Source organism: Thiemannella venezuelensis (assembly GCF_014203605.1).
Lineage (GTDB): Bacteria > Actinomycetota > Actinomycetes > Streptosporangiales > Streptosporangiaceae > Planomonospora_A > Planomonospora_A venezuelensis.
This window is the reverse complement of sequence record NZ_JACHJJ010000029.1, coordinates 12,730-35,245: the sequence shown is the minus strand read 5'-3', so window position 1 is coordinate 35,245 and position 22,516 is coordinate 12,730. Positions and strand designations below refer to the sequence as shown.

Sequence of the window (22,516 nt, the reverse complement as noted above, 5' to 3'; positions counted from 1 at the left end):
GCGCCGGTGCACCGATGACCGCCGCGACCCGCGACCCTGGAGGCCCCGTGCCCGTCAGCCAGTCAACCGTGCACCTGATCGACCATCTCGACCGCGACTACCTGCGCCAGGCGCTCGAGCGCGACGTCCGCGCCGGCCTGGCGTCGCGGCCCAAGCAGTTGCCGCCGAAGTGGTTCTACGACGCGGCGGGCAGCGAGCTGTTCACCCGGATCACCCGGCTGCCCGAGTACTACCCGACCCGCCGGGAGCTGGCCATCCTGCGCGCCCGGGCCGGTGAGATGGCGGCGGCGTGCGGCGCGGACACGCTGGTCGAGCTAGGCTCGGGGACCAGCGAGAAGACCGTCCTGCTGCTCGACGCCCTCACCGCCGCGGGGACCCTGCGCGCCTACACCCCGGTGGACGTCGACGCGCACACCCTCGCCGAGGCGGCGCGGCGGCTCACCGCCCGCCTGCCCGGGCTCACCGTGCGGGCGGTCTGCGCCGACTTCGAGCACCACCTGGGGCTGCTGCCGCGGACGGGCAGGCGGATGGTCGCCTTCCTCGGCGGCACCATCGGCAACCTCGACCCGGCCACCCGCGAGGTGTTCCTGAAGGAGCTGCGCGCGACCCTGCGCCCCGGCGACACCTTCCTGCTCGGGGCGGACCTGGTCAAGGAGACCGGACGGCTGGTCGCGGCCTACGACGACGCGGCGGGCGTGACGGCCGCCTTCAACCGCAACGTCCTGCACGTGATCAACCGGGAGCTGGACGCCGACTTCGAGCCGGACGCCTTCGAGCACGTCGCGCTCTACGACGAGCGGCACGACTGGATCGAGATGCGGCTGCGCGCGACCCGGGACATGACCGTGCGGATCGGCGCCCTGGACCTGTCGGTGCCGTTCGCCGCGGGAGAGGAGACGCGCACCGAGATCAGCGCCAAGTTCCGTCTGGAGGGGCTCAGGGACGAGCTCGCCGCGGCCGGTTTCACCACCCTGCGCCAGTACACCGACCCCGCCGGCGACTTCAGTCTCACCCTGGCCGGTGTATGACCACCGGGACCCGGCCGGCGCCCGGCCCCCATGACCCGCCGGGCCCGGGCGGCACGGACGGTCCGGACCTCGTGGCCGTGCCGGGCGGGGCGAACGGCCCGCCCGGCGCGACGGCGGTCGCCGACGCCTGGCGGGCGGCGCGGTCCCGGGTGCCGCCCGGCCACCTCGACGCCGCCGGGTGCAACGTCCCCAGCGACCTGGTGCTCGACGCCGTCGTCGCCCACCTGCGGCGGGAGCGCGAGACGGGCGGTTACCGCGCGGCCGCGGACCTGGGCGGGTCCCGGTCCGCGCTGGCCGCCCTGGTCGGCGCGGACGCGCGGGACGTCGCCTTCCTGGAGAGCGGGACGGCGGCGATGGCGGCACTGCTCGGCGGGTGGCGGCTCCCCCCGGGCGGCCGCGTCGGGTTCACCCGCGCCGAGTACGGCAGCACGCTCATGCTCCTGCGCCGCCTGGCCCGGGACCGCGGCTGGCGGCTGGTCGAGGTCCCGGCGGACGGAGACTCCCGCGTCGACCCGGACGGGCTGCGGTCCGTGCTGGCCGGCGGGCTGGATCTGCTGACCGTCCCGCACATCGCCTCGCACCGGGGCGTCGTGCAGCCCGCGCGGGCGATCGGGCGGCTGTGCCGCGAGGCCGGCGTGCCGCTGGTCCTGGACGTGTGCCAGTCCCTCGGGCACGTGGACACCGGCGGCGTCGGCGCCGCCGCCTACGTCGGGACGTCCCGCAAGTGGCTCGCCGGGCCGCGCGGAGTCGGTTTCCTGATCGTCCCCGGGCTCCACCCGGGGATGGACACCGCGGCCCCCGCGCTCGGCGGCCACGTCTGGGTGGACGGGCAGCCCTCTCCCCTGGCGGGCGCGGCCCGCTACGAGACCGCGGAGGGGGCGGTGGCCGCGCGGGCCGGTCTCGGCGTCGCCGTACGGGAACACCACGCGCTCGGCCCCGCCGCGGTCCACGCCCGCCTGGCGGAGCTGGGCGCCACGGCGCGCCGCCTCCTCGACGGGGCCGGCGGCTGGCAGGCGGTCGAACCGCTGGACGAGCCCTCCGCCGTCGTCACGCTCAGGCCTCCGCCGGGTGCGGACCCCGCGGCGGCCGTCGCGGACGCCGCCTCCCTCGCGGCGGAGGCGTCCCTGCTGGTCGGCGCCGTACCGGTCGGCAGGGCACCGCTGGACATGCCGGTGCCCGTGCTCCGCGTCTCCCCGTCTCCGGGAACGCCCGCCGAGACCCTGCACGCCCTGGCGCGCCTCCTCGGCCGCCGCTGACCGCGGGACCGGCGGACGCCGGGCGGGTTCACCCCTTGAAGTAGACCAGCTGGTGGGTGGAGGCCAGCAGGGTGCCGTCGCGGCCCCACATGTGGGCGGTCTGGTCGAAGTAGCCGCGCGAGAAGCGGTGGGTGCGCGCGGTGCCCAGGACGTAGTCCTCGCCCTGGGCCGCGAGCTCCCCGGCGTCGGCGTGGAAGTACACGGTGAGGGAGACGGTGCCGGCCGGCATGTACTGGCCGCGCCGCAGGAACACCCGCGGGTAGAACACGTCGCACAGCGAGGTCAGCGCCGGGAAGTCGAGGGGCCGGGCCGGGTTGTCGCGCACCCACAGGGTCGTGGTCGAGTCCGGGTGTTCGCCGGCGTCCTGGTCCGGCACGGCGCCCCGGACGAAGCGCATCTCGTAGTTGCGGGCCCACGCGACGAAGTCCGGGAAACCCTGTACCGGGACGGCGTCCGGCGGCGGTGCCGACGGCATGGCGATCTCGGTGTCCGCCCACGTGTCGCGGTGGATGCCGAACACCGCGGTGGCGGTGGTCGTCACCGCGCCGTCCTGGGTCAGTTCGAGCGTCCAGTGCTGGTTGGTGCGGTTGCTGCGCACGACCCGCGCGGCGATGTCGAAGTCGCCGTCCGCGACGGGGGCGGCGTAGTTGACGGTGATGGAGAGCGGGTCGCCGAGCCGGTCGGGGTGCTGCTGGACGGCCTGCACGAGGGTGGCCGCGGTGACACCGCCGAAGGGGCCGACCATGTTGGCGTACTCCGGCCGGGTCCGGCTCCTGGTACGGCCGTCGGCCGCAGGGGTGAGCGCGACGGCCGCATCGAACGGGTGCGGCGGGGCGTCGGTCTCGGTCACGCTGTCTCCTCGGGGCAGGGTAGACATTTCTATGTACACCACATCTATGTATGACAACATACATAGAAACGGAGACAGCGGGAGCACGCGGATGACGAGACGGCACGACCCCGCCGGCCCCCGGGCGGCGATGATCCGCAGCACGGTCGAGCTGATGCGCCGGCGCGGTGTCGCCGCGGTCTCGTTCGCGGACGTGCTGGCCGACAGCGGTGCGCCTCGCGGCTCGGTCTACCACCACTTCCCCGGCGGCAGGTCGCAGCTCGTCGAGGAGGCCACGCGCAGCGCCGCCGGGCACCTGAGCGCCGCAGTGGCCCGGATCCTCGACGCGTCGGACACGCCGGGCGCGCTGCACGCGATGGCCGACCTGTGGCGCCGCGGCCTCGAAGCCGGTGACTACGCCGTCGGCTGCCCGATCGTCGCGGCGGCCCTGGGCACCGAACGGGCCGCCCGCGACGTCGCCGGAGAGGTGTTCGGGGCCTGGTGCGACCTGATCTCCGACAGGCTCGTCGCGGACGGAGCCGACCGGCGGCGGGCGCAGTCCCTGGCGGTGCTCGTCGTCGGCGCGCTGGAGGGCGCACTCGTGCTCGCCCAGGCTCAGCGCACCTCGGCGCCGCTCGACGCGGTGGTCGACGAACTGAGCACGCTGTGCCGGTCGGTGATCGGTACCACCCCGCAGGCCCGCTGACCGCCTGACACCCCGCCTGCCCGGTGTCCATGCGGGCGGGGGCGCCGGCGGGTCCCGGCTATGCGATGAGGGCGGGACTGCCGGCCATGCCCAGCAGGAGCCTGGCCTGCTCCCAGAGGTCGTCCAGGATCTCCGGGTCGTTGCCCAGCTTCGCGAACAGGACCATCCCTTCCAGCTGGGCCACCAGCGAGCGGGCCGTACCCTGTCGCGGCGCCGGGATGGCCCCTTCGCGCGCCGCGTCGTCGAGAACGGCCTGGACGAGACCGATCTGCTCGGCGAAGATCTCCTCCAGCCGTTCCTGAACCGGGCCGTCCTGCCGACTGAGCTCGAGCGCCAGGTTGGCCAGCAGGCAGCCGTGCACCGCTCCGCCGTCCAGTTTCGCCCGGCGCTGCCCCTCCGCCTGCTCGCGCAAGAGCCGTTCCAGCCGGTCGAGCGCGGGCGCCGGCGCGTCCAGCACGGCGGTCCAAGCCGTCCGCTGCGCCTGCCAGTGGGCGTCGACGACCGCGACCGTCAGCGCCTGCTTGGATTCGAAGAAGTGGTAGAAACTGCCCTTGCGCACGTCGGCGCGTGCGCAGATCTCCGCCACTCCGATGCTGCCGTAACCCCTGCCGAGCATGAGCTCGCAGGCGGAGTCGAGGAGCCGTTCGCGGGCAGTGCTCGATCGTCCCATGACCGCAGTATACGGTCGGTCAACTACAACTGGACATAGTTGACCGACCGTCTATAAGCTCGGCCAAGCATCTGCGGAAGAGAAAGGGCACCCATGCTCCCACCGATCACCGTCGCCATCGCCTACCACAGCGGCTACGGCCACACCGAGCGCCAGGCCCGGGCCGCCGCCGGCGGCGCGCGCTCCGTCCCCGGCGTGCGGGCCGAGCTGCACGACGTGACCTCCCTGACCGACGAGCTGTGGACGGCACTGGACGGGGCCGAGGCCATCATCTTCGGCTCCCCGACCTACATGGGCAGCCAGTCCGCCGCCTTCCAGGCCTTCGCCGAGGCCAGCGCCAAGGTCTGGGCGGACATGGGCTGGCGCGACAAGCTCGCCGCCGGGTTCACCAACTCCGCCGGGGTGAACGGCGACAAGCTCAACACGCTCACCTCCATGGCGCTCCTCGCCGCCCAGCACGGCATGACCTGGGTGACGCTGGGGCTGCCGCCGGGCTGGCTGTACAGCGCCGACGGAAGCCCCGACGACCTCAACCGGCTCGGCGGCTTCCTCGGCGCGATGGCCCAGTCGCCTTCCGACGCCGGCCCCGACCTCGCCCCCTCCCCCGCCGACCTGCGGACGGCCGAGCACCTGGGCCGCCGGGTCGCCCGGACCGCGCTCCGGCTCGCCTCCGGCCGCCGCGGCCTCGAAGGGGTGGCCTCCTGATGGGCGCGCGCATCCCCTCCTGGTCCGGCGGCAGGCTGGAGCGCCTACTGGGCCTGGAGCACCCGATCGTCCAGGGCCCCTTCGGCGGCGGCCTGTCGTCCGTCGCGCTGACCGCGGCCGTGTCCGAGGCGGGCGGCCTCGGCTCCTACGGCGGGCACATCCTGGCCCCCGGCGAGCTCACCGGCCTGGTCGCCGAGCTCAGGGCGGCGACCGGCCGGCCGTTCGCGGTCAACCTCTGGGTCCCCCAGCCCGGGGAAGCGGAGCTGCGGGCGGCGCCGGCCGACGTGGACCGGATCCGGCCCTACTTCGAGGAGCTCGGCCTCCCGGTCCCCACCCCCGGGCGGCAGGCCGGGCAGGACTTCGACGACCAGGCGGACGCCCTGCTCGCGGCCGGTCCCCCGGTGATCAGCTTCGTCATGGGAGTCCCGCCCGCGCGCGTCCTCGCCGAGGCCCGCCGCCGGGGCGTCCTGACGATCGGCACCGCGACGACCGTGGACGAGGCGGTCGCGCTGGAGGAGGCGGGCCTGGACGCGGTCGTCGCCTCCGGCAGCGACGCGGGCGGGCACCGGGGCGCCTTCCTGCGGCCCGTGCACGAGTCGCTGGTCGGCACGTTCTCCCTCGTCCCGCAGGTCGCCGACGCCGTCTCGGTGCCGGTGATCGCCGCGGGCGGGATCGCCGACGGCCGCGGCGTCGCCGCGGCGCTCACGCTCGGGGCGCACGGCGTGCAGATCGGCACCGGTTTCCTGGCCACCGGGGAGTCGGGGGCGAGCGAGCTGCACAAGGCCGCGCTGCACGCCCCCGATGCCCGGGTCACCGTGCTCACCCGGCTGTTCTCAGGGCGGCTCGCCCGGGCGATCCCCAACCGCTTCGTCCGGGAGATGGCGGCCTTCGAGGAGGAGGTGCCGCCGTACCCGGTGCAGAACGCGCTGATGCTGGGTCTCCGCCGGGAGGCGGGCCGCCGCGGCCTGGCCGGCCTGGTCAACCTGTGGGCCGGCCAGGCCGCGGCGCTGACCGCGCCGGGCGGCGCCCGCGGCTACGTCGAGAGGCTGCTCGCGGAGACGGGGAAGATCATGGGCGGCAGGCCCGCCGGAGGCTGACCCCCCCCCGGCCGCCGGGGCGGGAGGCGTGTCCGCCCCGGCGGGTCAGCGGTAGTAGCCGTCGACCGGGACGCGCGCCTCGTCGAACAGTGCCGGACCCTCGTAGGGCACGTGCGGCCGGCCGCCGCCCGGCTTGAGCTCGCCGAGCTGCTCGTCGGAGAGCGCGAACACGACGCGGCCGAGACCGGAGCGCTCGATGGCGCCCGCGCACATGCCGCAGGGCTGGCAGCTCGTGTACATGGTGGTGGCGGCCGCCGTACCGGGATCGAGCTCTCGGGCCGCCCACCTGGCCAGCTTCAGCTCGGGGTGGGCGGAGATGTCCCGGTCGCCGGCGACCGTGTTGTACCCCTCGGCCAGCACTCTGCCGTCCGGGCCCACCAGAAGCGATCCGAAGGGCGCTTCTCCGGCGGCCCGGGCCCCGGCGGCGAGCTCGATGGCCCTGCGGAGGAAACGTTCGTCGTCAGAGGTCATGATCGGCTCCGTCCGTATGTGATCTGTGCCCAGCATGCACCGGGATCTCATGAATTTGCCAAGAAGATCGGGTTCACTGCCGGCTGTCGTCCATCGAGGGAAGGGAGTTCGGGCATGCGGATGATCCGTGCGGGTGCGGCGGCGGTGTTCGCCGTACTGGCCGTGGTGTGCACCGCGGGAAGCGGCGCCGCGGCGGAGACGGCGACCCGCGCCGCAGGCGAGGGAAGGACCACCGTCCACACGATCACGGTCGACGGGCGGGAGCGCGGCTACCGGCTCTACCGGCCCGCGTCGCTCCCGGCGAAGGCTCCGCTGGTGGTGATGCTGCACGGCGGCTTCGGCTCGGCGCGGCAGGCGGAGCGCTCCTACGGGTGGAACGCCGAGGCCGACCTGCGGGGTTTCGCCGTCGCCTACCCCGACGGGTACGGCAGGGCGTGGAACGCCGGCGGCGGCTGCTGCGGCAGGCCGGGCCGGGAACGGGTGGACGACGTCGCCTTCGTCGGCCGGATGGTCGCGGAGATCGGCCGGAGGCTGGGGACCGACCCCCGGCGGGTGTACGTGACGGGGATCTCCAACGGCGGCATGATGGCCTACCGGCTGGCCTGCGACACCGCGGTCTTCGCGGCGGCCGGTCCGGTGGCCGCGACCCGGATGGGCGCCTGCCGCGCGCCCGCGCCCCTCTCGGTCGTCCACGTCCACGGCCTGGCCGACGAGGCCGTGCGGTTCGACGGCGCCCCCGGCGCCGGGTTCGCCAGGATCGACGGGCCTCCGGTGCGGGAGGTCGTCGCCGGCTGGCGCGCGACCGGCGACTGCGGCCGTCCCTCCGTCTCCCGGTCGGGACCGGTCACCGTCGAACGCGCCAGGTGCCCGCGCGGCCGCGCCGTCGAACTGATCACCGTCGAGGGGGCGGGGCACCAGTGGCCGGGCGGCGAGGTCGTCCGCGAGCGGGCCGATCCCCCGTCGGCGGCCCTCGACGCCACCGCCGTCATCTGGCGGTTCTTCGCCGCCCACCCCAGGTCTTGATCCCGGCGCGGGCCGTACGGCCCCGCCACCGGCCGCGCGGGGAGGGGAGGACGGGCGGAGCACTCGCCGGCCGGCCTCCGGTGCTCCGCGGCCGTCAGTTCTTGACGGCGCGCAGGAGGACGAACTTCGGGTCGCTCGCGACGACCTCGCAGTTGCCGAAGATCCGGCGCAGCTTCACGTGGTAGCCGAGGTGCCGGTTGCCGATGACCCACAGCTCTCCCCCGCGGCGCAGCGCGGCGCGCGACCCGGTGAACATCCGCCAGGCCGTCGCGTCGGTCGTGCCCCGGTGGCTGTGGAACGGCGGGTTGTTGAGCACCAGGTCCACCGTCCCCGCCGGCACGCCCGACAGGCCGTCGCCCACCCGGAACTCGGCCGCCGCGTCCGGGCCGAGGTTCGCCCCGAAGGTGGCCCGCGCCGAGGCCACCGCCTGGTGGGACTCGTCGACGAACAGCACCTCGGCCTCGCCGTTGGCCAGCGCCGCGGCCGTGCCGACGACCCCGTTGCCGCAGCCCAGGTCCACCACCCGCTCGGGGCCGCGGCGGCGGGGCAGGTGGCGCAGGAGGAACCGGGTCCCGACGTCGAGGCGGTCGGCGCAGAAGACCCCCGCGTGGTTGACGACGGTCCGGCCCGAGACCGCCCCGACGCTGGCGGGCAGCTCGTAGCTCCGCGGCCACGGGCTGGGGGTCCTGGGCAGGTCCGGGTCCGGCGCGCAGAAGACGAGCCGCGCCTTCTTCACCGCCAGCGACGTCCTGGTCGGCCCGAGGATCCGCTCGAACAGCCGCAGCGTCGAGGTGTGGATCTCGGTGACCATCCCCGTGCCGGCCACGACGGTGCCCGCGTGCACGGCGGGCGCCAGGCGGTGCAGCTGGTCCTCCAGGAGCGCCAGACTCCTGGGCACGCGGACCAGCAGCACGTCGATCCGGTCCGGCGGCGCGTCCCTGGTCGACAGCAGCCGCACCGCGTCCGGGTCGGTCCCGTTGCGCTTCAGGTTCGCCCGGGTCGCCTCCTGGGTCAGGAACGAGTCGGTGATCTGCACAGGGTGGTGGCCGGCGAGCGCGGCGGCCAGCGCGCCCCACCGGTCGCCCGACACGACCACGGTGCCCGACAGGTCCACCGGCTCCGTGTCGATCCCTGCGAGGTGCCGCAGCAGGTACTCGTCGGCGGCGTCCCAGGCGCGGAACGGGTCGCGGGGGTCGTCGGGGAAACGGGCGAGGTCGAGCTCGCCCCAGGGCGTCGTCAGGCGGTTCATCGGGCCCCAGGTTAGCCGAGCCCGCCGGCCCGGCGGGCGGCCCGGGGCCGGTACGGCGGCCGCCGTGCCGTACCGGTCGCCCTGGTCAGCGGGCACCGCACCGGACGCGGCCGCGGGTCACCGGGGCTCGTAGGCGAGGTTGGGCCGGAGCCAGTGCTCGACCTCGGCGAGGCCGAGACCGCGCCGGAGGGCGTAGTCCTCGACCTGGTCCCTGCCGAGCCGGCCCACCGTGAAGTAGCGCGACGACGGGTGGGCGAAGAGCAGCCCGCTGACGCTGGCGGCGGGCGTCATCGCGAAGGACTCGGTCAGCGCCATGCCGAGCTTGCCGGCGCCGATCAGGTCGAACAGTTCCTGCTTCTGGCTGTGGTCCGGGCAGGCGGGATAGCCGAGCGCGGGGCGGATGCCGCGGAAGCGCTCGGCGTGCAGGTCCTCGATCGCGGGATCGGCGTCCGGCTCGTACCAGTCGCGCCGCGCCTGGAGGTGGATGTGCTCGGCGAACGCCTCGGCGAGCCGGTCGGCCAGGGCCTTCACCATGATCGCGCGGTAGTCGTCGTTCCGGGCCTCGAAGGCGGCGGCGAGGTCCTCGGCCCCGTGGACGGCCACGGCGAACCCGCCGAGGTGGTCCCCGGCCGGAGCCACGTAGTCCGCCAGGCACCGGTTGGCCCGGCCCTCGGGCTTGGCCGTCTGCTGGCGCAGCATCGGCAGCCGGAGCGCCTCCGGAGCGTCCGGCGAGCCGGTGTCGAGGAGGATGTCGTCGCCCTCGGAGCGCGCGGGCCAGAAGCCGTAGGCGCCCTGGGCGTGCAGCGATCCGTCGGCGATGATCTGGTCGAGCAGGGTGTTCGCCTCGTCGTACAGCTCGCGGGCCACCGGCTGGTCGAGGATCGCCGGGTACTTGCCCTTGAGCTGCCAGGCGAGGAAGAGGAACTGCCAGTCGATCATCCCGCGCAGGGTCTCCAGGTCCGGGCGGACGGTGCGGACGCCGGTGAAGGCCGGCACGGGCAGGTCGCCGAAGGGGATCCGCTCGCGGTTGGCGCGGGCTTGTCCGACGGTCAGCAGGGGGCTGCGCTCCCTGGCCGCGTGCTGCTCGCGCAGGCGCGCCTGCTCGGTGCGGTTGCCCGCGTCCAGCGCCTCCGCCCGGTCGGCGTCCATCAGGTCCGCGACGACACCGGCGACGCGGGAGGCGTCGAGCACGTGGATCGTGGAGCCGTCGTAGGCGGGGGCGATACGCACCGCGGTGTGCTGGCGCGAGGTCGTGGCGCCGCCGATCAGCAGCGGCAGCTTCAGCCCCCGGCGCTGCATCTCCGCGGCCACGGCGGCCATCTCGTCCAGCGACGGGGTGATCAGCCCGGAGAGCCCGACGACGTCGGCGCCCTCGGCGACCGCGGTGTCGAGGATCCGCGCCGCGGGGACCATGACGCCGAGGTCGACGACCTCGTAGTTGTTGCAGCCGAGCACGACGCCCACGATGTTCTTGCCGATGTCGTGCACGTCGCCCTTGACGGTGGCGAGCACCACCTTCCCGTTGCCGCGCCCGGTCTCGGCGCGCCCCTCCCTCAGCGCCCGCTCCTTCTCGGCCTCCATGTACGGCTCGAGATAGGCGACCGCCCGCTTCATCACCCGCGCGCTCTTGACCACCTGCGGCAGGAACATCTTCCCCGCGCCGAACAGGTCGCCCACGGTCTTCATGCCGTCCATGAGCGGCCCCTCGATCACGTCGAGGGGCCGCGCCGCCCGCTGCCGGGCCTCCTCGGTGTCGGCCTCGACGAAGTCGACGACGCCGTGCACGAGCGCGTGCGCCAGACGCTCCTCCACCGGCGCCTCGCGCCAGGACAGGTCCACGGTACGGCGGGTGCCGGACCCGCTGACCGTCTCGGCGAACGCGACGAGCCGGTCGGTGGCGTCGGGCCGCCGGTCGAAGATGACGTCCTCGACGAGTTCGAGCAGGTCGGCGGGGATGTCCTGGTAGACCGCGAGCTGGCCGGCGTTGACGATGCCCATGTCCAGCCCGGCGCGTACGGCGTGCAGCAGGAAGGCCGAGTGCATCGCCTCGCGCACGACGTCGTTGCCGCGGAAGGAGAACGACAGGTTGGAGATGCCGCCGCTGGTCCGCGCCCCGGGGCAGCGCTCCTTGATGAGCGGGAGCGCGTCGATGAACGCCTTGGCGTAGCCGTCGTGCTCGGCGATGCCGGTGGCGACGGCGAGCACGTTGGGGTCGAAGATGATGTCCTCGGCGGGGAAGCCCGCCTGCTGGGTGAGCAGGTCGTAGGCGCGGGCGCAGATCTCCACCTTGCGCTCGGCGGTGTCGGCCTGGCCCCGCTCGTCGAAGGCCATGACGACGACGCCGGCTCCGTAGTCGCGGATGCGCCGGGCCTGCTCCAGGAACGGGCCCTCGCCCTCCTTGAGGCTGATGGAGTTGACGACGCCCTTGCCCTGCACGCACTTGAGCCCGGCCTCCAGCACGCTCCACCGCGAGCTGTCGATCATGACTGGGATGCGGGCGACCTCCGGCTCGGTCGCGATCAGGTTGAGGAACGTGGTCATCGCCCGCTCGCTGTCGAGCAGGTCGGCGTCCATGTTGACGTCGAGCAGGTTGGCGCCGCCGCGCACCTGCTCCAGCGCGACGTCGACGGCGCCCTGGTGGTCGTCCGCCTCGATGAGGCGCCGGAACCGCGCCGAGCCGGTGACGTTGGTGCGCTCCCCGATCATGACGAAGCCGGTGTCCGCGCCGATCTCGAAGGGCTCCAGGCCGCTGAAGCGGGTGCGCGCGGGCGGCGCCGGGACCGGGCGCGGGGTCAGGCCGGAGACCGCGGCGGCGATCCGCTCGATGTGCTCGGGCGTCGTTCCGCAGCAGCCTCCGGCGATGTTCACGATCCCGGACTCGGCGAACTCGCCGAGCAGCCGCGCGGTCTCCTCCGGCGTCTGGTCGTAGCCGCCGAACGCGTTGGGCAGCCCGGCGTTGGGGTGGGCGGCCGTGTAGACCCCGGCCACCCGCGACAGCTCGGCGACGTAGGGGCGCATCTCCGCCGCGCCCAGGGAGCAGTTCAGGCCCACCACCAGCGGGTCGGCGTGCTCGACCGCCCGCCAGAACGCCTCGGCGGTCTGACCGGAGAGCGTGCGCCCGCTCAGGTCGACGATCGTCACCGAGATCCACAGCGGCAGGTCCGGGGCGACGTCGCGGGCCGCGGCGATGGCGGCCTTCGCGTTGAGCGTGTCGAAGATCGTCTCGATCAGCAGCAGGTCGACACCGCCCTCGGCCAGCGCCCGGATCTGCTCGGCGTAGGCGGCGTGGACCTCGTCGAACGTGACCGCGCGGAACGCCGGGTCCTCCACCTTCGGCGAGAGGGAGAGCGTGACGTTGAGCGGGCCGACCGAGCCGGCGACGAACCGCCCGCCCGCCTCGTCGGCGGCCTGGCGCGCGAGCTGGGCCCCCCGCAGGTTCATCTCCCGCACCAGCGGCTCCAGCCCGTAGTCCGCCTGGCCGATGCTCGTCGCGGTGAACGTGTTCGTGGTGGTGATGTCCGCGCCGGCCGCGAGGTAGCGCCGGTGGACGTCGAGGACGACGTCCGGGCGGGTCAGGTTCAGCAGGTCCGGGTCACCGGTCACGTCGCGCGGGTGGTCGCCGAAGCGCTCGCCGCGGTAGTCGGCCGGGGTGAGCCCGGCGTTCTGCAGCATCGTGCCCCAGGCCCCGTCGAGCACCGCGATCCGCCGGTCGAGCAGTTCCCGGAGGGCGCGGGCCCTATCACCCGGCGCCGCCTGCCTTGAGCCGGGTGTGTGCCGCAGGCCACCGCACTCATCCGTGTCGCCGCGGTTCAGGGATACGTCCACCGGTCACCTCCGTTGTCGGAGGCGCCCTTCGCGAAAACGGAGCAGACCGAGCGTGGCGGGTGTGAACCCGTTGCAGCGCCTCTCGGCCCGGCGCCAAGAGTACCAAATCCACCACGGCAAGGTAGGGATTCCGAGTCGGAGGCAAAGCGGCCCGCCGGAGGGGTCAGGGCAGGCGTAGCGTCGGGCGGTACAGCTCCAGCCAGGCGGCCAGGTTGAGGATCCACTCCAGGGTGTTGCGGGTCCGGGCCGGCATGGAGCGGGCGTCCCGCCGCCCGACGGCGCCGAGCCAGGACCGGTCCGCGATCGCGAACACGGCGTGACCGGCTTCGGCCGCGAGCTCGGCCGCCTGACGCGCGAGCGCCGCCGAGTACGCGGGATGCCGGATCGACGGGAAGGCGGTCTTCAGGCGGCCCAGGACCGAAGGCGGCAGCAGACCGCGGGCGGCGGCGCGGAGCAGGCTCTTCTCCCGGCCGTCGAAGGTCTTCATCGACCACGGGACGTTGTAGACGTACTCGACCAGCCGGTGGTCGGCGAAGGGCAGCCGGACGTCCAGCCCGGCCGCCCTGCTCAGACGGTCCTTGCGGGTGAGGAGCACCGGCAGCGCCCTGGTCAGGTACAGGTGGGCGACGGTCCGCATCCGCCGCTCGCCCTCGTCCTCGCCGTCGAGGCACTCGACTTCGGAGACGGAACGGGCGTACTCGCCGGCCAGGTGGCCCGGGAGGTCCAGCCGCAGTTCCGGACGCAGGGCCTCGGAGACCGGCCCGTACGTGGTGTAGCCGGTCGCGACCCACGGGAAGGTCCGGGCCCGGTGGATCACGGGATCGAAGAACACGGCGTAGCCGCCGAACAGTTCGTCGGCCGCCTCGCCCGAGAGCGCACCCGGGAAGTCCTCACGGACCGAGCGGTAGAGCAGGTAGGCGGAGCGGTCCCGGTCGCCCCAGCCGGGCGGGATCCCGTAGGCGCGGACCACTGTTCTGCGCAGGTCCGGGTCCGCGAGCGCGGCGGGGGTCAGGCCGACCGTGCGGTGGAGGGTGCCCAGGTGGGCCGCCGCCTCGGCGGCATAGGGGGCGTCGGGGGCCGCGCGCTCGTCATCTGCGGTGAAGTGGTCCTCGTAGCCGGTGAAGTCCACGTCGTAGGTGTGAAGCCGGGTTCCGGCGAGCGCGGTGAGCAGACTGGAGTCGAGGCCGCCGGAGAGCAGCGCGGCGCGGACGGGCCGGCTGCGCACCGCGTCGGTGAGCAGGTCCCGGATGTTCGCCACGGTGGTGGCGAGGTCGTCGGTGTGCTCGCGGGCCGTCAGTCTCCAGTAGGTCTCCGTCCTCACACCGGAGGGGGTGACGGTCGTGGTGGTGCCCGGCGCGACCCCGGAGATCCCGCTCCAGGGAACGCCGGGAACGCTGAGGGTGAAGGCCAGGGCCTTGCGGAGGCCGTCCAGGTCGAGGACCGGGTCGACGTGGGCGAGGATCGCCTCCGGCCGGGACGCGAACAGCACGCCGTCCCCGGTGAGGTGGTAGTACAGCGGGTTCGAGCCCAGGCGGTCGCAGGTCAGGCGCAGGGTCTGACCGCGGGGATCCCAGACGGCGGAGGTGTCGCCGTCGAAGGAGGCGGTGGTGGTGGCGGTGGCGGTGGCGGGGAGGTCCGGGACACCGAACCGGATGTGCCCGAAGATTCCCGCCATCGTCGCCAACTCCTGTCCGGGCGCCGGAGCGCCTGCGTAGACTGGATGGCCGTAGGCCGAATCCATCCGGTGGGGTAGGACATGGACATCGCTGCGCTGGTCTCGTATCTCGCTCCTTTGCTGCCCCAGCTGCTGAACATCGCCGCAGGAACCGGAGACGGCGGCGGGCAGGAAGGACCCGGATTCGGCCAGAGGATCTGGGAAAGGCTGCGCGGCAGGGTCGAGGAGAGGCCCGCGGCGAGCGAGGCCGTCAACGACGTGGCGGAGAACCCCGACGACGAGGAGCTCCGGACCGTCCTGAAGGTCCAGCTGAAGAAGCTGCTCGCGGAGGATCCCGGGCTGGCGGCGGAGATCGGGCGGATCTTCGACGAGGCCAGGTCCGCCGGGGTCGCGGGAACCGTGACGACGGTGACGGCGAGCGGCCAGGGTTCCGTCGCGATCGGGCGGGACGTGTCGGGCAGCAGGATCACGACCACGACGCGCTCCGCGGACTAGCGGGCCCCAGCAGGCGGAGGGCGTTGTCCCGGTAGACCTTCGCCAGGACGTCGTCCGGCAGGTGGAGCCCGGTCAGCCGCCAGCTCTTCCCCGGGCGGTCCCCTCCCGGGCCGGGGAAGTGCTCGTCATCGGTCTCCAGGAACCGGTAGTGGGTACGGTACATCCCCACGTCGGCGGGCCAGTCCGTGCCGAACACCACCCGGTCCTGATGCCGGACGACGAACCGCCTGGCGGTGTACGGCTGCCGCGCCAGCTCGTCTAGGCGTGCCGCCAGGTCCACGTAGAAGTTCGGGCACCGGTCGAGGAGCACGCTCACCCACGCGAGGTTCTCGGCGTAGCAGCCCACGTGGGCCCCGACGAAAACCGTCGAACGGTGCCGGGCGACCAGCGAGGCCAGCTCACCGACCACGGTTTCGAACGGGGGGAACCCCGGCCGGAGCGCGTGCCACTGCGGGTTCTCACGCAGCAGCTCGTAGCGTTCGTTGCGCTCGTCCATGGGGCGGAAGAAGGCGACGGGGTCGGCGACGTGGATGACCACCGGCACGCCGAGCTCGGCCGCGGTCGCCCAGAGGACGTCGAGCCGGTGGTCGTCGACCGCCACCCGGCACCCGCGCTGATCGGCCACGGACAGGCCGAACGGCTTCCAGATCTTGAGTCCCTGGGCGCCCCTGCGGACCTGCGCGGCCAGCCGGTCGGCGGCCCACTCGGGGAACCGGTTGCCCAGTTCCGGCCAGGCCTGCCAGTCGACACCGCCGAAACAGGCGAAACGCTCAGGGGCGGCCTCCTTGAACAGTGCCAGATGCCGGTCGAGCACCTCCTCGTCCCAGCCGCCGTCGAGGTCGACGAGGCGTTCCACACCTGACGCGTCCAGGACGTCCAGCAGTTCGCCGACCGGGCGGCGGTCCCAGCCGCCGCCGAACTCCGTGCCCAGATGGCTGTGGGCGTCGATCACCGGGAAACGCGGACGCGTCACCGATGTCTCGGGGACGACCAGCTCGGACCGCGGCGCGTAGTCCTCCAGTCTCAGCGACTCAGCCGCCACAACCAGACCTCCGCCATACGTCCGCTGAAGACACGGGCGGCCTCGTCCGGCCACGCGCCGATGTTCAGCCCGTAGGGCCACTCGACGCCGCCCATCCTGCCGAAGTCCGCGTGGCGGGAGGCCACCACCCGGCCGTCCAGGGAGAGGGACGCGGAATCCCGTCCGTCGTAGACGAAACCCACGTCGATCCAGCGGTGCCGGGGAACCACCCCCGGGCCTGTCCTGATCAGGTGCCATTCGAGGCCCGTGTAGACGCTTCCGGAGAGCGCTCCGTCGGGTTCGACCGAGAACGAGAACGAGAGGTAGCCCTCCATGATCGTTCGCCGGTCGTCCAGCTCGTCGACCTGCACCCGCGCCCGGGCCCGGATGCCCCCGAGGTCGGTGAGGCTCAGCGCGGGGAACACCACGACGCGGGTGCTCCGGCCGTCGAACGGCATCCCTTCGGCTCCCGCCGTCCCCGCCGTCGCGTGCCCGTCGTTGGCGTACCCGGAGAGGTCGGCGCAGCTCCCCGACCCGTACCGGTGGTGGACGACCAGCTCGAAGCCGGGGGTCACGGCCACCACCGGTGTGCCGAGGTGATCGCCGCGCCCAGATCCGCCAGGCCCTGGAGGCCGGCCGCTTCCACCAGCCCCGGCAGCAGGTCCGGGACCGCCTCGAGAAGCTGCGCCCGGGTTCCCGTGGCGAGCGTGCGCAGTGTTTCACGGAGATGGCCCTGGATGTCCGGCGCTCCCGACGCGACCAGCGGTCCCATCAGTCCCGCGAGCACGCGGGCCCGGCTGACGGGATCGCGCAGCGTCCGCGCGAGCCCCGCGGCCTCGCCCACGGCGTCTCCCGCGTACGGCGCCAGCGGGGCCAGCGCCGCGGCGCGCTTCTCCTCCGGCAGCATCCTGACGACGTCGAGCGCCGCCTCCGGGCGCCCGGACTCGGCCAGGGCGAGGCTGACCGCGTTGGCCAGCGGAGCCAGCAGCACCGGATCGCCGACGTCGGCGAGTGCCGTCCGCGCGTGGGCGATGCCGTCCCGGTCCTGGTCACCCGTCTCCCCGATCCGGAGCAGGACGGCGATCCGCTCGCCCGGGTCCGCCGAGCCGTCGGCCACCGCGAACGCCTCGGCAGGCCGCCCGGCCCGCGCGAGCACCTCGGCCCTGTGCGGCGGCGACGCTATCCGGGCGGCGATCAGCGCCGCCGGGCCGTCCTGTCCGGCCGCTGCGAGCCCGCACCCGGCCCGGTACAGCGCCTCCGTGAGCCAGTGCGCGTCCGAAATCGACGAGACGATCCCGTCCAGGTCGCCGAGCCGGGCGAGACCGCCCATGCGGGCGGCGAGGACGGTCATGCCGTGGTCGCGCTGTTCGGGGTCTTCGAGGGCGCCGACGGCGGCGTGGGCGGTGGCGAGGAGCGGGGAGGGGAGGTGGGGGATCAGTTCGGCGATGACCCTCGCCCGTCCCGGCTCGGTGGCGGCGACGGCGGTGGAGAGCGCCTTGGCCAGCAGGTCCTCGTCGTGGTTCCGCTCTCCCATCGCGGCCCACACCGATGCGCGCCAGTCGGCGCCGAGTGATCCGAGGAGGTCGTCGAGGTCGCCTTCCAGCTGGGCCGCGTGCTGGCGGAGTATCTGCCCGCGGACCGCCGGGTCGGCGATCCTGCCTGCCGTCCCGGCGGCGCGGCGGGTGATCTCCGCGCGCTGCGGGGGCGGAGCCTGGGCGGAGACGGCGAAGAGCGCCCGGGTCAGGCCCTCCGGGTCGCGTATCTCCGAGATGCAGGCGAGTGCGGCCGGGACGTCACCGGCCGCGGCCAGGCGGGCGGCGACCGAGGCGAGAGCGGCGTTCAGGGCGTCCCGGTCACCGGCCATCAGGGAGATGCTCAGCGCCGCCCTGAGGATGTCACCACGGGCGTCGCTGGGCGCGGTGTGCGCCGAGGCCGTCAGGAGTTCGGCGCGCCAGCGGGGGTCCCGGACGAAGCGGCTGGCCGCTACGTGCCGGTGGGCGGAGGTCTCCTCACCGGGGTCCGCGCCTATGCCCTGCAGGAGGGTCGCCACTCCCCTGCGCGTCCGCTGGAGGTACTGGGCGGCGAACACCTGGGGGTCGGCCGGATCGAAGCTGAAAGCCGTGGGAACGGGTTCCGTGGTGCGCCGCTCCGGTTCCGCCGACAGGAAACGCAGCGAGATGGAGCGGTCGTAGTCCCGGCTGAGGCCGGTCGCGATGCGAAGCAGGTCGTCCCGGTGGTCGGGCCCTGCGGCGGGGGCCAGCCGAACCAGCTCGCCCGCGCGCCAGTAGCCGTCCGGGACGAGCTGCACGCTGGCGAGGGCCTCGCGCACCGTTTCGGCACGGGTCTCGCCGGTCAGCACGGGCAGGAGGGCGGTGAGGGCTTCGGCGCGGGCCTGGGGCTCGGTGATCCCCCGTGCCAGTTCCAGGGCCTGCCCCGCCGTGGCGACGCCGTTGTCGACGAGGAGCAGGAGCAACTCGCTCGGAACGTTCCCGGCCATGCTGTTGACCGAGGCGGCGACGAGCGCGTAGCGCAGCTCCAGGGCGAGCGTCCCGCTCCTCTCGGCCCGCGCCCAGGCTCGCCGGACGTCCAGGGCGTACCCGGCGAACGTGCGGCGGGCCCGGTGGACCTCGTACCAGGCGTTGGCCGCGGGAGAGGCGTCCACGGGGTCGACGGCCTCCTCCCTCGGCCATTCCAGCTCCATCAGACGGTGGAGGACGGCGTCCGCCCCGGCGGCCGCGAGGTGGTGGACGACATGCCGCAGGCCGTAGCCGCCGTCCATGTCCGCAACCTCGCCGCGGAGTCCGGGGAGCCCGCCCTCCAGGCCGCCCCAGGCGGTCAGGTAGCGCTCGGCGATGCGATCGTGCGCCTCTCGCTGAGCTGCGGACAACCGCGCGACGAACGGCCGTTCGGCACTGGTGAGGGCGCTGGAGTCGATCTTTCCCGCCACGAACTCGCCCAAGCTGTCGTGGAAGGCCGCGTACCGTTCCTGCGTCCCTTCCTCGACCTGGAGGAAGGGACGCCAGGCGTCGCCGACGAGTCTCGCCGCGCGCTCGGAGTCCGGGAACCCGCTCAACCGGCACAGCGCGTCGAGGGTCAGCGGTTCCTGAACGGCCGTGAGCGTGACGAGCAGCGGCAGGTCCATCTCTGGCCAGGTGTCCTCGTGGGTGCGCTGCCATTCGCTCCAGAAGCGCGCGTAGTAGTGCCAGAGACCGACGGGCAGTGATCCCAGGTCATCCGGCGTCCGCGTTCCGTTGCGCAGTTCCGCGAGCACATAACGCAGCACCAGCCAGACCCCGGCGCTGCGGGTCACCAGCTGCCGGACGAGGTCCTGCGGGGCGACGCCGGCGTCCGCCAGACGCGCGGCCAGGGCGGGTTCCGTGACCGCGGTCTCCAGGTAGGCGCGGAGGTCGGCGAGGTTCTCGGGGCTGCCCGCCCGGATCCTGAGCACCCGGCGCGGGGTCGCCACGGCGAGCGGGATGTGCACCGTGCGCTGCGAGACCACGACGTAGACGCCTTCGGGCAGCTCCACCGGGAGGGCGAGCGGGTTCCGGCCGGGAGGGGCAGCGGTCTCGTTCAGCCCGTCCACGACGATGACGATCGGCTCGCCCGGCCGGATCTCGTCCCGTTTCCCGGCCGCCTCGTAGACGACCTCCTCGAAGAAGTCGGGGCGGGACGCGCTGGCGGGGAGCACCCCGCCGACCGCCATCGGCTGAAGGTCCCAGGCGCGGATCAGCTGTGCCGCCATGTTCCGGAGCGCGACCCCGACGTCGTTGGCGTCGGGCATGAGCCGTACGAAATGGTGCACGTAGCGTCGTTCACGCGCGAGCCAGGCCATGAAGGCGGTCTTGCCCATGCCCGCTTCGGCCTCGATCACGAGATAGCCGCGGTCGTTCGTGGCGAGAAAGTCGTCGATCGCCCGTAGCAGCCAGGCCCGTCCGGTGAACTGGTCGAGCCGCAGTTCGCGGTACAGCGCCCTGGGGTTCAGATAGGCCTCCACCAGCCGCTCATACTGACCGATGAAGAACTGGTTGGCGCCGCCCGTGACGAAGATGCTGTTGATGGCGTCGCCGCCGATCGCGATCGCACCCGCCCCCTCTGCCCGGACGGTGGTGCTCATGCGCGTCCCGGCAGGTAGCGGGGCGGTGCGGAGCCCGCTCTCCTGCGCCGGGGAGCGACTGCGCGCGCGAGGGCCACGAGCGGCGGCACCAGGTCGTCGGGGGCGAACCACGCCGTCTCGTGGATCGCCCGCCACGAGGACCACCATTCATGAGGGGTGAGCCTCCGAGCCCTTAGCAGCGACCATGCTGAGCGCACGTCGTTACTTTCGACCATCACGACCCGGCCGTCAACCGGTTCTCCGGCGACCACCGGTCTCCCGGTCAGATCGAGGTGCAGGGCACGGACCACGTCCAGGCCCGAATCCGTCGCGAAGAGCCGGAAGATCGCTCCGACACGGGGGTTGAGGTCGAGCAGTTTGTACCGGCCGTCTCTCCTGTCGAACCGGTAGTCCATGCTCACCGGGCCGCGGTAGCCGAGCTCGCGCAGCAGCGACCTCGCCTGGTGCTCCAGGGCGGGGTTCCGCTCCGACCGGCCGAGCGCGGTCTCGCCCGCGCCGGGCGGGAACGAACGGAGCTTCCGGCCGGTGAAGGCCACCGGGCACTCCGACCTCGCGTCACAGTACCCGTGGAACAGCCAGTCCTCGCCGTGCTCGGCGGGGATGTGCTCCTGGAGCAGCAGTGCGGACGAGACGTCGAGCCGCAGCAGCTCCCCGAGTCCCCGGACGATCCTGGTGCTGCGCGCACGGCGTCCGTCGGGGAGGAGGAGCGGCACCGCCCGCTTCGCCACCACCGGGAACGCCGCCGTCCTGGCGAACGACGCGAGACCGTCCGCCCCGGTGACCGTGGTGGCCTCGGGGACGGCGAAGCCGAGGGCGCGGCAGCGCGCGTGCAGCTCGGCCTTGTCGATCACCCCTCGGACGAGGGAGGCCGCCTGCGCGGGGATGAGGAACCGGTCCCGCAGGACCTCGGCGTGCTCGGCGGCGAACAGCGCGGCGTGGTCATCGGTCGGGATCAGGACGGCGGGGCGGCCGATCCGCTCGGCCACCATGCCCATGCCGTCCAGCAGCTGGCGCCGGTAGTGACGCTGGTCACCGGTCCGCCACACGAACCGCCCGGTGGCGTAACGCGACAGACCGGCGGGCGAGAACCGGTCCTCGTGGACGCCGTAGACGGGGATGCCCAGGCGGCCGAGCGTGCGGGCGACGGCCAGCCCGCCGTGGTGGAGCGCGTACTCACCGACTTTCAGCACCAGTGCGGGAACCGAGGTGTCAAAGGACTGCAACCGGGACCTCCTCCCCGATCCGGGACAGAACACGGGCCCAGTCGCCGAGAACCCGGCTCCACGCCCAGGTCCGGCCGGTCCAGGCGGCGGCGGCCGCCAGCCGGTCGGTTCCGACGAGGCGGGCGGCCTCGACGGCCCGCGCCAGCGCCTCCGGCCCGTCCGGTTCATAGGTCACCGGCAACCCGGCGTGGAGGAGGTCCCGGGCCAGGGACCCGGGCATCACCGTCGGCACGCCGAGCGCCATCGCCTCCTGGATGGCCCGCGGCACGCCCTCACTGTGCGAGGCCAGCACGGTGACGTCGCTGCCGAGCATCATCGCCCCCGCGTCGTCGCGGTATCCGTGCCAGGTGATCCGCTGGCTGACGCCCAGCCGCTCGGCGTTCCTGCGGAGGCGCCGGAGATAGGCCGAATCGTCGCAGCCTCCGACCATGTGCCAGTGCGTGCCCGGTGACCGCTCCGCCAGGACGGCGCACGCCTCGAGCATGAACCCGTGGTTCTTCACCGGGTGCACCCGCGCGACGCTCAGGCAGGCCGGAGATCCCGGCAGGGGCACCGGGCGGGGGCCGCCCGGCTCCACGGCCTGGGCGCTCACGGTGGTCCTGGCCGGTAAGACCGACAGGGAATCGTGGAGGCCCGCCGCAACGGCCCTGCCCCAGGCGACCCAGTGATCGGTCCGGCGGACGGCCGCCCGCAGATCCGGCAGGGGCAGGTAGCCCAGGCAGGCACCGGGATCGGAGTGGACCGCCGCGACGACCCTGCGGCCCCTCAGCCGGCATGCGGCCGCCAGATCGACGCCCTCGTGACTGACGATGACGTCCCCTGGGCGGGTCCTCACCTCGAGCGCCGCCGCCACCCGGTCCACCGCCTCGACCCGCCGGTAGACGTCCACCGTGCGGTCATCGAACAACGCCTCACCGGCGGGGCCCTCGGGCAGGAGCGCCGGGTCGCGCACCCCGCTGACCAGCAGCCTCACGTTCCACCCCGCCCGGTGCTGGGCCCGGACGAGCGCCAGTGCGCTCAACCCCCGGCCGTGGCCCGCCTTCACTCGGTCCACTACGTGAACGATCGCCATACGCCGTCCAGGGGTGAGGGGCCGCGCGAGGGGCGCGGACCCTCCATTGGATCA

The 22,516-nt window shown here is 73.7% G+C and carries 18 protein-coding genes; 7 read left to right on the top strand and 11 right to left on the bottom strand.

Annotation, left to right across the window (positions count from 1 at the left end):
• The first annotated feature begins 47 nt into the window (after nt 1–47).
• Both egtD and egtE read left to right on the top strand, forming a co-directional pair.
• Complete coding sequence (egtD, locus tag FHS22_RS31475) at nt 48–1,028, top strand: L-histidine N(alpha)-methyltransferase (protein ID WP_338048040.1); 981 nt, start codon at nt 48–50, stop codon at nt 1,026–1,028.
• Nucleotides 1,025–2,284 carry an ergothioneine biosynthesis PLP-dependent enzyme EgtE gene (gene egtE / locus FHS22_RS31470; RefSeq protein ID WP_184947809.1) on the top strand — a complete coding sequence of 420 codons (1,260 nt, stop codon included), beginning with the start codon at nt 1,025–1,027 and terminating at the stop codon, nt 2,282–2,284. Before egtD ends, egtE begins: the two co-directional genes overlap by 4 nt.
• 28 nt (nt 2,285–2,312) lie before the next feature.
• On the opposite strand, the gene FHS22_RS31465 is transcribed toward egtE, so the two are convergent.
• Nucleotides 2,313–3,134: an acyl-CoA thioesterase gene (locus FHS22_RS31465; protein ID WP_184947807.1), complete on the bottom strand. Its 822-nt coding sequence runs from the start codon at nt 3,132–3,134 to the stop codon at nt 2,313–2,315.
• Between the two features lie 91 nt (nt 3,135–3,225).
• Here FHS22_RS31465 and FHS22_RS31460 point away from each other — a divergent pair, with 91 nt between their 5' ends.
• Nucleotides 3,226–3,819, top strand: coding sequence for a TetR/AcrR family transcriptional regulator (locus FHS22_RS31460; protein WP_184947806.1), 594 nt, complete (start codon nt 3,226–3,228; stop codon nt 3,817–3,819).
• Between the two features lie 58 nt (nt 3,820–3,877).
• Here FHS22_RS31460 and FHS22_RS31455 read toward each other — a convergent pair whose 3' ends face one another.
• The gene (locus FHS22_RS31455) at nt 3,878–4,489 is read right to left on the bottom strand and encodes a TetR/AcrR family transcriptional regulator (protein WP_184947804.1); all 612 of its coding nucleotides are present in this window, start codon (nt 4,487–4,489) and stop codon (nt 3,878–3,880) included.
• Between the two features lie 93 nt (nt 4,490–4,582).
• On the opposite strand from FHS22_RS31455, the gene FHS22_RS31450 reads away from it, so the two are divergent.
• Both FHS22_RS31450 and FHS22_RS31445 read left to right on the top strand, forming a co-directional pair.
• The gene (locus FHS22_RS31450) at nt 4,583–5,194 is read left to right on the top strand and encodes a flavodoxin family protein (protein ID WP_184947802.1); all 612 of its coding nucleotides are present in this window, start codon (nt 4,583–4,585) and stop codon (nt 5,192–5,194) included.
• The gene (locus tag FHS22_RS31445; RefSeq protein ID WP_184947800.1) at nt 5,194–6,291 is read left to right on the top strand and encodes an NAD(P)H-dependent flavin oxidoreductase; all 1,098 of its coding nucleotides are present in this window, start codon (nt 5,194–5,196) and stop codon (nt 6,289–6,291) included. The genes FHS22_RS31450 and FHS22_RS31445 overlap by 1 nt, the downstream gene beginning before the upstream one ends.
• 45 nt (nt 6,292–6,336) lie before the next feature.
• On the opposite strand, the gene FHS22_RS31440 is transcribed toward FHS22_RS31445, so the two are convergent.
• The gene (locus FHS22_RS31440) at nt 6,337–6,762 is read right to left on the bottom strand and encodes a nucleoside deaminase (RefSeq protein WP_184947798.1); all 426 of its coding nucleotides are present in this window, start codon (nt 6,760–6,762) and stop codon (nt 6,337–6,339) included.
• Nucleotides 6,763–6,876: 114 nt separating this feature from the next.
• Here FHS22_RS31440 and FHS22_RS31435 point away from each other — a divergent pair, with 114 nt between their 5' ends.
• Nucleotides 6,877–7,785 carry an extracellular catalytic domain type 1 short-chain-length polyhydroxyalkanoate depolymerase gene (locus FHS22_RS31435; protein WP_221474359.1) on the top strand — a complete coding sequence of 303 codons (909 nt, stop codon included), beginning with the start codon at nt 6,877–6,879 and terminating at the stop codon, nt 7,783–7,785.
• Nucleotides 7,786–7,879: 94 nt separating this feature from the next.
• Here FHS22_RS31435 and FHS22_RS31430 read toward each other — a convergent pair whose 3' ends face one another.
• The 3 genes from FHS22_RS31430 to FHS22_RS31420 all read right to left on the bottom strand — a co-directional run bounded on the left by FHS22_RS31430 (nt 7,880) and on the right by FHS22_RS31420 (nt 14,534).
• Nucleotides 7,880–9,034: a methyltransferase gene (locus FHS22_RS31430; protein ID WP_184947796.1), complete on the bottom strand. Its 1,155-nt coding sequence runs from the start codon at nt 9,032–9,034 to the stop codon at nt 7,880–7,882.
• Between the two features lie 117 nt (nt 9,035–9,151).
• Nucleotides 9,152–12,859: a methionine synthase gene (metH, locus tag FHS22_RS31425; RefSeq protein ID WP_184947795.1), complete on the bottom strand. Its 3,708-nt coding sequence runs from the start codon at nt 12,857–12,859 to the stop codon at nt 9,152–9,154.
• 163 nt (nt 12,860–13,022) lie between these two features.
• Nucleotides 13,023–14,534: an asparagine synthetase B family protein gene (locus FHS22_RS31420; RefSeq protein WP_184947793.1), complete on the bottom strand. Its 1,512-nt coding sequence runs from the start codon at nt 14,532–14,534 to the stop codon at nt 13,023–13,025.
• An 81-nt stretch (nt 14,535–14,615) separates the two neighbouring features.
• Between FHS22_RS31420 and FHS22_RS31415 the strand changes: the two genes are divergently transcribed.
• The gene (locus FHS22_RS31415; protein ID WP_184947791.1) at nt 14,616–15,029 is read left to right on the top strand and encodes a hypothetical protein; all 414 of its coding nucleotides are present in this window, start codon (nt 14,616–14,618) and stop codon (nt 15,027–15,029) included.
• On the opposite strand, the gene FHS22_RS31410 is transcribed toward FHS22_RS31415, so the two are convergent.
• The 5 genes from FHS22_RS31410 to FHS22_RS31390 are packed head-to-tail and all read right to left on the bottom strand — an operon-like array spanning nt 15,001 to nt 22,444.
• On the bottom strand, nt 15,001–16,071 hold the full coding sequence (locus FHS22_RS31410; RefSeq protein WP_184947789.1) for an amidohydrolase family protein: 1,071 nt from the start codon (nt 16,069–16,071) through the stop codon (nt 15,001–15,003). The genes FHS22_RS31415 and FHS22_RS31410 overlap by 29 nt on opposite strands.
• On the bottom strand, nt 16,053–16,625 hold the full coding sequence (locus FHS22_RS39420) for a LamG-like jellyroll fold domain-containing protein (protein WP_184947787.1): 573 nt from the start codon (nt 16,623–16,625) through the stop codon (nt 16,053–16,055). The genes FHS22_RS31410 and FHS22_RS39420 overlap by 19 nt, the downstream gene beginning before the upstream one ends.
• Nucleotides 16,622–20,167, bottom strand: coding sequence for a hypothetical protein (locus FHS22_RS31400; protein ID WP_184947785.1), 3,546 nt, complete (start codon nt 20,165–20,167; stop codon nt 16,622–16,624). Before FHS22_RS31400 ends, FHS22_RS39420 begins: the two co-directional genes overlap by 4 nt.
• Nucleotides 20,164–21,390, bottom strand: a complete 1,227-nt coding sequence (locus FHS22_RS31395) for a carboxylate--amine ligase (RefSeq protein WP_184947783.1) — start codon at nt 21,388–21,390, stop codon at nt 20,164–20,166. The genes FHS22_RS31400 and FHS22_RS31395 overlap by 4 nt, the downstream gene beginning before the upstream one ends.
• Nucleotides 21,377–22,444: a glycosyltransferase gene (locus FHS22_RS31390; RefSeq protein WP_184947782.1), complete on the bottom strand. Its 1,068-nt coding sequence runs from the start codon at nt 22,442–22,444 to the stop codon at nt 21,377–21,379. Before FHS22_RS31390 ends, FHS22_RS31395 begins: the two co-directional genes overlap by 14 nt.
• Nucleotides 22,445–22,516 lie beyond the last annotated feature (72 nt).

Excerpts from the sequence above, each read along its gene's own strand:
- egtE (WP_184947809.1), top strand. The coding sequence starts at position 1,025 with ATGACCACCGGGACCCGGCCGGCGCCCGGCCCCCATGACCCGCCGGGC.
- FHS22_RS31460 (WP_184947806.1), top strand. The coding sequence starts at position 3,226 with ATGACGAGACGGCACGACCCCGCCGGCCCCCGGGCGGCGATGATCCGC.
- FHS22_RS31455 (WP_184947804.1), bottom strand. The coding sequence starts at position 4,489 with ATGGGACGATCGAGCACTGCCCGCGAACGGCTCCTCGACTCCGCCTGC.
- FHS22_RS31450 (WP_184947802.1), top strand. The coding sequence starts at position 4,583 with ATGCTCCCACCGATCACCGTCGCCATCGCCTACCACAGCGGCTACGGC.
- FHS22_RS31445 (WP_184947800.1), top strand. The coding sequence starts at position 5,194 with ATGGGCGCGCGCATCCCCTCCTGGTCCGGCGGCAGGCTGGAGCGCCTA.
- FHS22_RS31440 (WP_184947798.1), bottom strand. The coding sequence starts at position 6,762 with ATGACCTCTGACGACGAACGTTTCCTCCGCAGGGCCATCGAGCTCGCC.
- FHS22_RS31435 (WP_221474359.1), top strand. The coding sequence starts at position 6,877 with ATGCGGATGATCCGTGCGGGTGCGGCGGCGGTGTTCGCCGTACTGGCC.
- FHS22_RS31430 (WP_184947796.1), bottom strand. The coding sequence starts at position 9,034 with ATGAACCGCCTGACGACGCCCTGGGGCGAGCTCGACCTCGCCCGTTTC.
- FHS22_RS31420 (WP_184947793.1), bottom strand. The coding sequence starts at position 14,534 with ATGGCGGGAATCTTCGGGCACATCCGGTTCGGTGTCCCGGACCTCCCC.
- FHS22_RS31415 (WP_184947791.1), top strand. The coding sequence starts at position 14,616 with ATGGACATCGCTGCGCTGGTCTCGTATCTCGCTCCTTTGCTGCCCCAG.
- FHS22_RS31400 (WP_184947785.1), bottom strand. The coding sequence starts at position 20,167 with ATGAGCACCACCGTCCGGGCAGAGGGGGCGGGTGCGATCGCGATCGGC.